Origin of the sequence: Streptomyces laurentii, from assembly GCF_040635425.1 — a bacterium.
Classification (GTDB): domain Bacteria; phylum Actinomycetota; class Actinomycetes; order Streptomycetales; family Streptomycetaceae; genus Streptomyces; species Streptomyces laurentii.
Window position 1 is genome coordinate 169,299 of record NZ_JBEYHT010000005.1, and the last position, 12,186, is coordinate 181,484.

General features: G+C 70.2%; 3 protein-coding genes. 1 reads left to right on the forward strand and 2 read right to left on the reverse strand.

The genetic code is table 11. The annotated features are described in order from the left end of the window. Positions 1 to 86: 86 nt before the first annotated feature. Entirely contained in the window at positions 87 to 9,353 is a 9,267-nt protein-coding gene (locus ABZ693_RS05345; RefSeq protein WP_359873570.1) for a non-ribosomal peptide synthetase, read from the reverse strand. Between the two features lie 326 nt (positions 9,354 to 9,679). Beyond that, the gene (locus ABZ693_RS05350) at positions 9,680 to 10,357 is read right to left on the reverse strand and encodes a hypothetical protein (RefSeq protein ID WP_359873572.1); all 678 of its coding nucleotides are present in this window, start codon (positions 10,355 to 10,357) and stop codon (positions 9,680 to 9,682) included. Between the two features lie 458 nt (positions 10,358 to 10,815). On the opposite strand from ABZ693_RS05350, the gene ccrA reads away from it, so the two are divergent. Further along, positions 10,816 to 12,147 (forward strand): crotonyl-CoA carboxylase/reductase, encoded by a 1,332-nt coding sequence (ccrA, locus tag ABZ693_RS05355; protein ID WP_359873574.1) that lies wholly within the window; start codon positions 10,816 to 10,818, stop codon positions 12,145 to 12,147. The last annotated feature ends 39 nt before the right edge of the window (positions 12,148 to 12,186 follow it).

Sequence of the window (12,186 nt, forward strand, 5' to 3'; positions counted from 1 at the left end):
GGCGGGAGCTGGTGCCGGTGGTCCGGGCGGCGGCTGGTGCCGGTGGTCCGGGCGGCGGCTGATGCCGCCGGCCCGGGGGTCCGGGGTCAGTGGGCGCGGACTCGGTCGCGCAGCTGCGAGACGGTCATGTGCGGGTTGCCGGCGACGAGTTCGAGAACTCGCGGCCACTGGTTGACCAGCGCGCCCATGACCTGCGGCGTGAGGTAGTCCGGGTTGTAGACCCACAGGCCGCGCAGTTCCCCCTCGACCTCGCGGGCGACGAGGTAGAGATCGAGGTTGTGCGGCTCGATCGCGGCGACCAGCTCGGGCAGTGGTGTCTCGTCACCGACCCGGACATCGAGCGGTCCCACCTGAAGGCCGTCCAGGGCCAGGGTCTTGCTCGGCACGCCCAGGAGGTTGAGCATCACGCGCATCGGCAGCGCGTTGCCGTCACCGACGACGCCGTCGTGCACGAGGGCGCGCACCGGGACGTTCTGGTGGGAGTAGGCGTTCAGCTCGCTCCGCAGAACACGCTGGAGCAGTTCGTGGACGGTCGGGTCGTCCGCCATACGGGAACGGTTGAGGATGATGTTGATGAACGGGCCGACCATCGACTGCGTCTCGGGCCGTTCACGGCCGGCCAGCGGGTGGCTGACGGCGATGTCCGTCTCACCCGAGTAGCTGTGCAGCAGCACGTGGAAGGCCGCCATCAGCATCATGAAGAGAGTCACGCCCTCGCGGCGGGCCGCATCCTTGACCTCGTCCATGATCGCGGAATCGACGACGACGCTGTGGCTGAACCCCTGGACACAGTCGTCGAGCTGGTGCGCGGGTGCCTCGAAGTCCAGCCGGCGGGCGGCGCCGTCGAGTTCCTCGCGCCAGTACGCGATGTGCTCGTCGAGCGCGCCCGAGGCCAGCAGGCCCTGCTCCCACGCGGCGTAGTCCAGGTGCTGGGCCATCACCGCGGGCAGCCGGGGGCGGCGGCCCGCGGAATGGGCCGCGTAGAGCTCGGCCAGCTCGTCGAAGACCACCAGGAAGCCCCAGTGGTCCACCAGGATGTGGTGAGCGACCAGGACCAGTGCGTAGTCCTCGTCGGCGAGGCGGACCAGCAGGCCGCGGAGCAGGTTGCCGCCCTCGATGCGGTAAGGCTTCCGGGTCTCCTGGGTGAGCAGGTCACGCAGGAGCTCGTGCTGCTGCTCTGCCTGGTGAGCGCTCAGGTCGACGGTCTCGACGGGCCACTTCGGCCGGCCGTCGGCGAACTGCAGGGTCGCCGAGCCCCGCTTGACATAGCGGGTACGCAGGATGTCGTGGCGCTGTACGAGATCGTCCAGGCTGCGCCGCAGTGCGACCGTGTCGAGCGGGCCACGGACCCGGTAAGCGGTGATGACCGCGTGGTGCGCGTGATCCGGGCCGACCGGCTGCAGCAAGAACTCCAGCTGGCCGAAGGAAAGCCCGGTGCCGGCGGCATGATCCGCCCTGGGGATCGGGGTGTTCAGCAGATCGGCGTCACCCAGGGCCTCGGCACGGGGAAGGTCCCGGTCCAGAGTGATGACGCCGTCCTCGACGGCGGTCGCACACCGGGTGAGCGCGCGTAACGCCTCGAACCAGTCCTCGGCCAGCCGACGGACCTCGTCCTCGCTCAGCAGCGCGGACGCCCAGCTCCAGTTCGCCACCAGCCGAGGACCGTCCGGACCGTCCTGGGTGACGGCGTTGACCTCCAGTGGATGAGACAACGGACGGACCCCGCCCACACTGCCCGGCGCCATCGCGTCACGCAGAGGCAGCCAAGGGCGCCCCTCCTCCGCGACAGGCACCCGGCCGAGGTAGTTGAACAACACCTGCGGGACGGGAAGTCCGGCGAACGACTCCCCCGGCCGCCCGTCCAGATATCGCAGAACACCGTAGCCGAGACCCTGCTCCGGCAAACCCCGCACATGCTGTCCCGTACGCACGACGGCGTCAGCGAGCCTGGCGCCGGCCGCGGCCACCAGGTCCCAGGGCAGGGCCGCGTCCAGACGGACCGGGTGGACACTGGTGAACCAGCCGACCGTGCGGGACAGGTCGACGCCGTCCACGAGGTGCTCGTGCCGGCCGTGGCTCTCCACGTCCACAGTGATCGGGCCACGGCGATGCCGGCCGGCAGCCTGACCGAAAGCAGTCAAAAGGACGTCCTGAATACCGCGACGGAACACCGCCGGCACCCGCCCGACCAGCGCGGCGGTGTCCTGGGTGGACAACACCATCGTCAGCCGTCCCTCGCTCCCGGTGACGTCGCGCCGCGCGTCGAGCGTTCCCGCCACCAGCGGTTCGGCGTCCTTGAGTACCTCGCGCCACACGGGCAGTTCCCGGCGGTGCCGAGTAAGGGCGTCACCGGTGGCCACCCGCTCGGCCCAGCTGCGCAACGAGGTCGCCACCGGCGTCAGATGCGGCTCGCGGCCGGCCGCCACCGCGTCCCAGGCGACGGACATATCCGAGAGCAGGATCCGCCAGGACACGCCGTCCACAGCGAAGTGATGCACAGCGAGCAACAACCGGCCGGGCCGGCCGGGCCCGGCATCGAACCACACCGGCCGCACCATCACACCCGTAGCGGGATCAAGCGCCCGCCTCGCCCGGGCCGTCTCCTCCGCGACCACCCTCCGCAGCGCGGTGTCATCAAGGCCGGCGATGTCCACACGCCGCAACACACCACCCACCTGAAGCGCGCCCGGCTCGGCCGCGTGCAGCGACCAACGGTCATCCGGCCCGTTCACCAGACGGGTACGCAAGGCATCGTGGTGATCGACGACCGCCTGGAGCGTCCGGGTGAGCCGGGCCTCGTCCACGTCGACGGGCAGGCCGACCATGGCGGAAAGATCGAAACCGACCGCGGAGCCACCCAGCCGGCGCTGGCGTTCCAGCACCGGAAGCGCCGGGATGACACCGGTACCGACATCGGCGACACTCACCGCGGTGTCCTCGTCGCCGCGACGGGCCACCCGGGCGATTTCCGCCACCGTCTGGTGAGTGAACACGTCACGCACGGTGAAGACAAGGCCGGCCGTACGGGCCTGAGCCACGAGCTGGGTCGCCTGGATACTGTCGCCGCCCAGGTCGAAGAAGCCGGCCTCGGCACCGACCTCGGCCATCCCGAGTACCTGGGCGAACACGGCGGCCACCGTACGCTCGGCCGGGGTCTCGGCCGCCCGCGAGCCGCTGCCGTCGCCCCGCGCGGGAGCGGGCAGGGCACCACGGTCGAGCTTGCCGTTACCGGTCATCGGGAAGGCATCGAGCACCATCACGACCGTGGGAACCGAATACTGCGGCAGGCGTTCGGCCACGAACCCGCGCAGCTCCGCGGGCTCGACCTCGACACCCTCGGTCAAGACGGCGTAGCCCACGAGATCCTTGCCACCAGCCGGCCTGTCGCACACGAGGACAGTGGCGTCGGCCACAGCCGGGTGCGTCGCGAGGACGTTCTCGATCTCCCCCGGCTCGATACGGAAACCACGGATCTTGACCTGGTCATCGGTCCGGCCGAGATACTCGATCCGTCCGTCCGCGCGCCAGCGGGCAAGGTCACCGGTGCGGTACATACGCGACCCGGGATCCCCGTAAGGGCAAGCGACGAAACGCTCGGCCGTCAAACCCGGCCGGCCGAGATATCCACGAGCCAGGCCCGCACCCGCGAGATACAGCTCACCGGCGACCCCCACAGGCACCGGCCGCAGGCGCTCGTCGAGGACGTAGGCGCGGGTGTCGTGCATGGGGGTGCCGATCGGCACGGTGCCCTGAGGCGTCTCGCGCGTGCGGTGCAGCACGGCGAACGTGGTGGTCTCGGTGGGCCCGTACCCGTTGGTCACCACGGTCTCGGGCCACGCGGACAGGGCCTTGGCGACGACGGGGGGCGACAGGGCCTCGCCTCCGGCTATCACCTCGCGCATCCCGGCCAGGGCCGCGGGATCGCGTTCGACGAGCAGGTTGAACAGCGCGGCCGTGAAGAACGCCGAGGTGACGTCCTGCCTACGAATGGTGTCGGCCAGCACGTCCGGGTCGAGATCTCCGGCCGGGGCCACGACGATCCGCGCCCCGGAAAGAAGCGGCACCCACACCTCGTAGGTGGAAGCGTCGAAGGCCGTCGGTGCGTGCATCAGCACGCGGGCGTGGTTCCCGCCCTGCCATCCCGGGTCGGCGGCCAGACTCGCCACATTGCCGTGGGTGACCGCGACACCCTTGGGACGGCCGGTGGAACCGGAGGTGAACATGACATACGCCATGCGGTCCGGGCCGCCCGGGTGAGCGGGCGTCAGGGGCTCGGCCGAGCCGGCGGCACCGTCCAGGGCGGCGAGTTCGGCGCTCACGTCGAGCACGCGCAGGCCGTCGGCGGTGGGGTGGATCAGGTCCGCGCCGTCCACGAGGAGCAGGTCCGCGCCGGTGTCCTCGATGATCAGGCGCATCCGGGTGTCCGGGTAGCGGGGGTCGAGTGGCACGTACACGCCGCCGGCCTTGAGGATCGCGAGGAGAACGACAGGTACCCGCACCGAGCGTTCCATGAGCAGACAGACCGCGTCCTCGGAGCCGTCGGCACCGATGCCGAGAGCACGCAGCCGTACGGCAAGTCGGTCGGTGACCTCGGACAACTCACGGTAGGTCAGATGATCGTCGCCACAGGACACCGCGAGAGCATCGGGAGTACGGGCCACCTGAGCCTCGAACAACTCCGGCAGACCCGCGCGGGGTTCCCGGGCGCCGGTACCGTTCCACTCCTCCAGCACGCGGTGCCGCTCGGCCGGCGTGAGCAGGTCGATGTCGCCCACCGGCTGGTCCGGATCGGCGATCATCGCGAGAACCACCTGGCGCAGCCGGAGCAGCATCGTGCGCACGGTGCCGGGGTCGAAGACATCGGCGTTGTACTCGAAGCCGCCGTCGATTCCGGCCGGGGTGCCATCGGCCGCGAGCCGCTCGTGCAGCAGCAGGACCAGGTCCATGCGCGCCGTCTTGGTGCTGTGCACCAGAGGCTGTGCCGTGACGCCGGGAAGTTCCGGGCCCGCGCCGGTGACGGTCTGCCAGGACAGCATGACCTGGACGAGCGGGTGGTGGGACATCGACCGGGTCGGGTGCAGGCGGTCCAGCAGGGACTCGAAGGGGATGTCCCCGTGGGCGAGCGCGTCAAAGGTGCGGTCGCGGACCGCGGCGAGAAGCTCGCGGAAGGTCCGGCGCGGGGAGATCTCCGTGCGCAGGACGAGCGTGTTGGCGAAGAAGCCGATCAGGTTCTCGGTGGCCTGGTCGTCACGGCCCGCCGTGGCCACACCGATGGGGATGTCCTGGCCGGCACCGAGCCTGCTGAGCAGGACCGCGAAGGCCGCGTCGAGCACCATGAACATGCTGACGCCACAGCCGCGGGCGAGCTTGGCCAGCCCCTCGTGCAGGTCCGCGTCCCACTGGAAGGTGAGAGTGTCCCCTTCATGGGATGCCTCGGCCGGGTGCGGCCGGTCGACGGGCAGAGCGATCCGCTCGGGCAGCCCGTCCAACGCCCCGCGCCAGTAGTCGAGCTGACGTGACCAGATGCTGTCGGGATCGTCCTGCTCGCCGAGGAGGTCACGCTGCCACAAGGCGTAGTCCGCGTACTGGACGGGCAGCGGCGCCCAGTCGGGTGCGTGGCCGGCCTGCCGGGCCCGGTAGGCGACGGCCAGGTCGTGGCGCAGCGGTTCGAGCGACCAGCCGTCCGCCGCGATGTGGTGCACGACGACGGCGAGCACGTGTGTGTCGTCGCCGGTGGAGAACAGCTCCGCGTGCAGCGGGATCTCCTGGGTCAGGTCGAAGGCATGACGGACGACGCCCGCCACCGCTTCGTCCAGACCGCTCGGCTCGACTTCGGTCACGTTCATGTCCGGACGCGCCTGTTCCGCGTCGAGGATCCGCTGGCAGGCCATCGCGCCGGTGTCCGGGAAGACGGTGCGCAGTGCTTCGTGCCGGGCGACGACGTCGCCGAGCGCCGCCTGCAGGGCTGCCACGTTCAGGGCTCCGGTCAGGCGCAGCACCACAGGGAGGTTGTAGGTGGGCGAGGGGCCCTCCATCTGGTGCAGGAACCACAGGCGCCGCTGGGCGAACGACAGCGGCAGTGGGTCAGGGCGCTGCGCGCGGGTCAGCGCGGGCCGGGTGTCCTGAGCGCCCTGGCGCAGCAGTGCGGCCAGCTCGGCCACCGTCTGCTTCTCGAACAGGGCCCGCACCGGCAGCTCGGCGCCGAGCACGCCGCGGATCCGGGCCACCAGACGGGTGGCGAGCAGCGAGTGCCCGCCGAGGGCGAAGAAGCCGTCGTCGACGCCCACCCGGGGCACGTTCAGGACCTCGGCGAACAAGGTGCACAGGGCCTGTTCCTCGGCGTCGCGGGGCGCGACGTACGCGGCGGCAGTGCGGGTCTCCTGCCCCTCGGGGGCGGGCAGCGCGCCGCGGTCCATCTTGCCGCTGGGAGTCAGCGGCAGTGCGTCGAGGAGGACGAACGCCGACGGGACCATGTAGTCGGGAAGCTTCTCGGCGAGTGCGGTGCGCAGGGTGCGGCGCAGTTCGTCGGCGGTGGGGCTGTCGCTGCCCGGTACGACGTAGGCGACGAGCCTCTGATCGCCGGGCTGGTCCTCGCGGACCACGACGACTGCGCCCTTGACCTGCTCCTGGCACATGAGCACGGACTCGATCTCGCCGAGTTCGATGCGGTAGCCGCGCAGTTTGACCTGGTGGTCGAGGCGGCCGAGGTAGTCGATCCTGCCGTCGACGCGCCGCCGGACCAGGTCGCCCGTGCGGTAGAGGCGGTCGGCGAAGTCGGACGGGAAGGGGTTGGAGACGAACTGCTGCGCGGTGAGGTCCGGCCGGTTGGTGTAGCCGCGGGCCAGGCCGCTGCCGCCGATGCACAGTTCGCCGGGAACGCCGGAGGGGACGGGGCGGCCCTCGGGGTCGAGGATGTACACCTCGGTGTTGGCGATCGGCCGGCCGATGGTGATCGTGTCGTCGGTGATCCGGGTGCCCAGCGAGTGGACGGTGGTCTCGCTGGGGCCGTACAGGTTCCACAGGTCGACACCCTTGGCGAGCAGGCGCCGCGCCAGGTCGGGCGGCAGGGCCTCGCCGCAGATCAGCCCGCGCAGTCCGGGGCGGCCGGACCAGCCGGCGTCGAGCAGCATCCGCCAGGTCGACGGGGTCGCCTGCATCATCGTCGCGCCGGTGGCGGCCATCTCGTCCGCCAGACGTTTGCCGTCGGTGGCCACGTCACGGGTGGCGAGCACGACGCGGGCACCCTCGACGAGCGGCAGCAGCAGTTCGAGAGCGGCGATGTCGAAGGAGAGTGTGGTGACGGCGACGAGGCTGTCGTCGGGGTCGATGCCAGGCCACTGCTTCATGGCGTGGAGGAAGTTGCGCAGCGCATGGTGCGGCACCTGGACGCCCTTGGGGCGGCCGGTCGAGCCCGACGTGTATACCGCGTACGCGAGGTCCGCGCCGCCGACGTCCACCGCGAGGGGTCCGGCGGGCTCGGTGGCCAGTTCGGCGCGCAGTTCGTCCACGCACAGCGTCGTGGCGGAGCACCGGGGCAGACCGGGCGCCACGGAGCTCTGGGTGATCAGGACCGGCAGGGCGGCGTCCTCGATCACGAACGCCAGGCGGTCCGCGGGCAGCTTGGGGTCGATGGGCACGTAGGCGCCGCCGGCCTTCAGCACGGCCAGCACCGCGACGACCATGTCGAGGGACCGCTCCAGGCTGACGCCGACCATCACGTCGCGGCCCACACCAAGGCTCCGCAGGCGGCGGGCCAGTTGGTTGGCGGAGGTGTCGAGTTCGGCGTAGGTGAGGGTCTCGCCCTGGCAGTGCACCGCTTCCTTGCCGGGACGCAGTGCGGCCTGCCGCTCGACGCGCTGGTGGGTGAGGAGTTCGTCGGGCCAGTCGTGACGGGTGTCCGCGCGCTCCTGCGACTGCGCCTGCCGCTCCGTCTCGGTCAGCAGCGCGATCTCCAGGATCGGCTGGTCCGGGTCGGCAAGCACGTTGTCGAGCAGCACCTTCAGGTGGCTGCCCATACGGTCGATCGTCCCGTCGTCGAACAGCTCGGTGTTGTACTCGAAGTAGCCGCTGAGCTCGTCCCCCTGCTCGAACACCTGCAGTTCGAGATCGAACCGGGCGGTGGAGCTGCCCACGTCCATCAGCTCCAGGGACAGCCCGCCGACGCCGAACTCCGGCACGGGGATGTTCTGGTAGACGAACGACACCTGGAAGATCGGTGAACGGGACAGATTACGCTCGGGGCGCAGTTCCTCCACGAGCCGGCCGAACGGCACCTCCTGGTGCGCGAAGGCGCTGAGCGCGGTGCCGCGCACCCGGCCGAGCAGCTCGGTGAACGTCGGGTTGCCCGACACGTCGTGGCGCAGGGCCAGCGTGTTGACGAAGTAACCGATCAGCCGCTCGACCTGGGCCTGTCCGCGGTTGGCCACGGGCACTCCGACGACGATGTCCTCCTGCCGGCTGTAGCGGTGCAGCAGTGCGACGTAGGCGGCGAGCAGGGTCATGAACGGGGTGGCCCCGGTGCGCAGGCTCAGCTCGCGCACGCCGCTCATCACGGAGGCCGGCAGCCGAAAGGGCCGGGATGCGCCCGCCGAGCCGAGCACCGCCGGCCGCGGTCGGTCGGTGGGCAGTTCGAGGATGGGCGCCGCGCCTTCGAGGGCGGTCCTCCAGTAGTCGAGTTCGGCCGCGAAGCCCGGTCCGGCCAGTTCCTTGCGCTGCCAGGCCGCGTAGTCGGCGTACTGGACGGAGAGTTTCGGCAGTTCCGGCCCGGTGCCGGTCAGGTGACTCCGGTAGAGGGTGACGAGCTCACCGAAGAGCACGGACGTCGACCACAGGTCGGCGACGACGTGGTGCATGGTCAGCAGCAGGATGTGCTCGTCCGGTGCCAGGCGCAGGAACCTCATGCGCATGAGCGGTCCTGTGCCCAGGTCGAAAGGCCGGGCGAACTCCTGGCGGGCCAGCTCCTTGATGCCCTCCTCCGCCGCGGGGCCGCGCAGGTGCGGGCACTCCTCGACGGTCAGCTCCAGCTCGCCGCTGTCGTGCACGACCTGCACGGGCTCACCGTCCACCTCCGTGAGCGTGGTCCGCAGGGATTCGTGCCGACGGACGATCTCGGCGAGGCAGCGGCGCCAGATCTCCACGTCGAGCGGGCCGTGCACCCGCACGGCCGCGGGAATGTTGTAGGCGGCGCCACCAGGGTTGAGCTGGTCCAGGAACCACATGCGCTGCTGGGGGAACGACGCGGCGAACCGGCGCTCTCGCGCGGGCGGCCGCTCGCCGCTCCCCCGCCGTAACCGCTCTGCCAACAGCGCGCGCTTCTGCTCCGGCGTGAGACTGGACAGGTCGATGTCGGTCATGCGCCAGTCACTCCTGATCGTTGGTCTGGACGGCGGCGAGTGCCTGCACCGTGCTGTGGCCCGATCGAAAGCCGTACCGGCCGCGCGCAGGTGGTCGGGGCGCGCGGGCGGCGCGTCTGAGGTGAGGAAGAGGAAGTTGACCCGGAACGGAGACCTGGGACAACCTTCCGCCCGGAAGCATCGCCCTGTGCCGCCCGATAGGCAACCCGGTACCCGGAACCCCGGTCGGTGCACGGCGAACGTCGCCTCTCCCGAGCCGGGTCCGGACAGTATGCGGCGCAGGCACGAAACTCCGTGCCCGCGCCGTATGGTGACGGGAGCTCAGGTCAGGCGCGCCCCCGCGCCCGCCGGATCGGTCGCACGATCATGAGCAGCGACCCCACGAGGACGAGCACGCCCACGACGAGGAGCGCGATGCCCGTCCCGGACAGCACGCCGATCTTCGCCGCCACGGTCACATGTCCGGCCACGCCTCGGCTGCCGTCGGCGTTCATGGCGACCAGGCCGACCTCACCCGGCTTCACCGGCCAGTTCAGGGTCTGCACGCCCTTCCCGTCGGCCTGGGCGCTCCACAGGTTCTCGGCCGTGCCCGGCAGTGTCCTGGGCGCGGCGCCCTTGTGGGTGCTCTGGGTGTCGCCCTTGTCGCTGGAGTCGTGGATGGTCACGTACTCGACGCCGTCCAGATACTGACGCAGCTCCTCCGCCCCGGCCAGCCCGATGAAGACCCGGTCGGCACCCTTGTCCGGCTCGAAGGTGACCCGGAGGTCGTCGTACAGACCGCCCATCTGCTTGTCCGCGCGCCAGGCTTCGGTGGCCATCGCATAGGTGTCGGTGCGATGCTCGTACCTGCTGGTACCCAGGTCGATGTAGCCGTCGTCCTGCGACGCGTAGTACATGGCCGTGCCGCCGGCACCGACGAGCGTCAGCGCGAGGAGAGCCAGAAGCGCACCGACGATGACCGAGGCGACGCGCCCGCCGGTCCAACCCGCGGATTTCGTATGCATGTTCACCCTTTCTTGTGTGTCGCGGAGACGTTCGCTATGAGGCAACTCGAAGGGGTCCTGTTCAGTTAACCCATCTCAACCATAGGAAGGAAGAGAGCGCGCCGATATCAGGGGCGCCCCCCATGTGACTCAGGGAAGTCCCCTACGGACTCGGGAAACGGCGAGGTGTTCAACTGGTCACATCAGCCAGTCGAACTCCTGTGCGCCATCCGGCGCACACATCCTCGACACTCAGTTCGACTGGCTGAAATAGTCAGTTGAACGGACCACCCCACCGTGCGAACCGTGCACCACTGGACCGGCAAGAGAACCGATGTCAGCATGCAGTCCGCGCCCCCCACTGACGCGGCACGCGACAGTGAATCCCCTTCGCGTTCCTCCCCGCCGGGCACACGAATCCGGTGCGCCCTGTCTTGTTCTCATTGTTCTCAGCCCAGCCGGAATGAGGTCCTCAGGCCATGCAGAAGATCCTCGACGCGATCCTTTCGGGTGCTTGGGAAGAGGTGGGCCGGCTTCCCGTGCCCGAGTCCTATCGAGGGGTGACCCTGCACGCCGACGACACGGCGATGTTCGAGGGCATGGAAAGCCGCGACAAGGACCCCCGCCGCTCGCTGCACCTGGACGAGGTGGCCACACCGGAGCCCGCCGCCGGGGAGGTGCTCGTCGCCGTGATGGCGAGCGGCATCAACCACAACACGGTGTGGTCGTCGATCTTCGAGCCGATGCCGACGTTCGGCTTCCTCGCCCGCTACGGAAGGACCTCACCGCAGGCGTCCCGGCACGACCTCCCCTACCACGTGCTGGGTTCGGACCTGGCCGGCGTGGTGCTGCGGTGCGGCGCGGGCGTGGCCGGCTGGCGTCCCGGAGACGAGGTCGTCGCGCACTGCCTGTCCGTGGAGCTGGACCACCCCGACGGCCATGCGGACACGATGCTGGACCCGGAGCAGCGGATCTGGGGGTTCGAGACGAACTTCGGCGGCCTGGCCGAGCTCGCCCTGGTCAAGGCCAACCAGCTGATGCCCCGGCCCCGCCACCTCAGCTGGGAGGAGTCGGCCGCCTCGGGCCTGGTGCACTCCACCGCGTACCGGCAGCTGGTCTCACCGGCCGGGGCCCGGATGAAGCAGGGTGACACCGTGCTGATCTGGGGCGCCTCGGGCGGGCTCGGCTCGTACGCCACCCAACTGGCGCTGAACGGCGGCGCGATCCCGGTGTGCGTGGTGTCCAGTCCGCGGAAGGCCGAGATATGCCGGCGGATGGGAGCCGAACTGGTGATCGACCGGAGCGCCGAGGGCTACCGGTTCTGGCGGGACGAGCACACGCAGGACCCCAAGGAATGGCGGCGGTTCGGCGCCCGGATCCGGGAGCTGACCGGCGGAGACGACCCGGACATCGTCTTCGAGCACCCGGGCCGGGAGACCTTCGGCGCGAGCGTGTACGTGGCCCGCCGCGGCGGCACCATCGTGACCTGCGCATCCACTTCGGGGTACGAGCACACCTTCGACAACCGGTATCTGTGGATGCACCTCAAGCGCATCGTCGGCTCCCACTTCGCGAACTACCGCGAGGCGTGGGAGGCCAACCGGCTGGTCGCCAGGGGCCGTATCCATCCCACCCTGTCCGAGGTGGTGCCGCTCAAGGACACTGCCCAGGCGGTGCACGACGTCCACCACAACCGGCACCAGGGCAAAGTGGGGGTGCTGTGTCTGGCCCCGGCGGAAGGGCTCGGCGTGCACGACCCGGAGACGCGGGCCCGCCACGAGTCGGCGATCAACCGGTTCCGGAAATCCTGACAAGCGGAATCGCAGCATCCGGAGAATCACGGTTCTTGA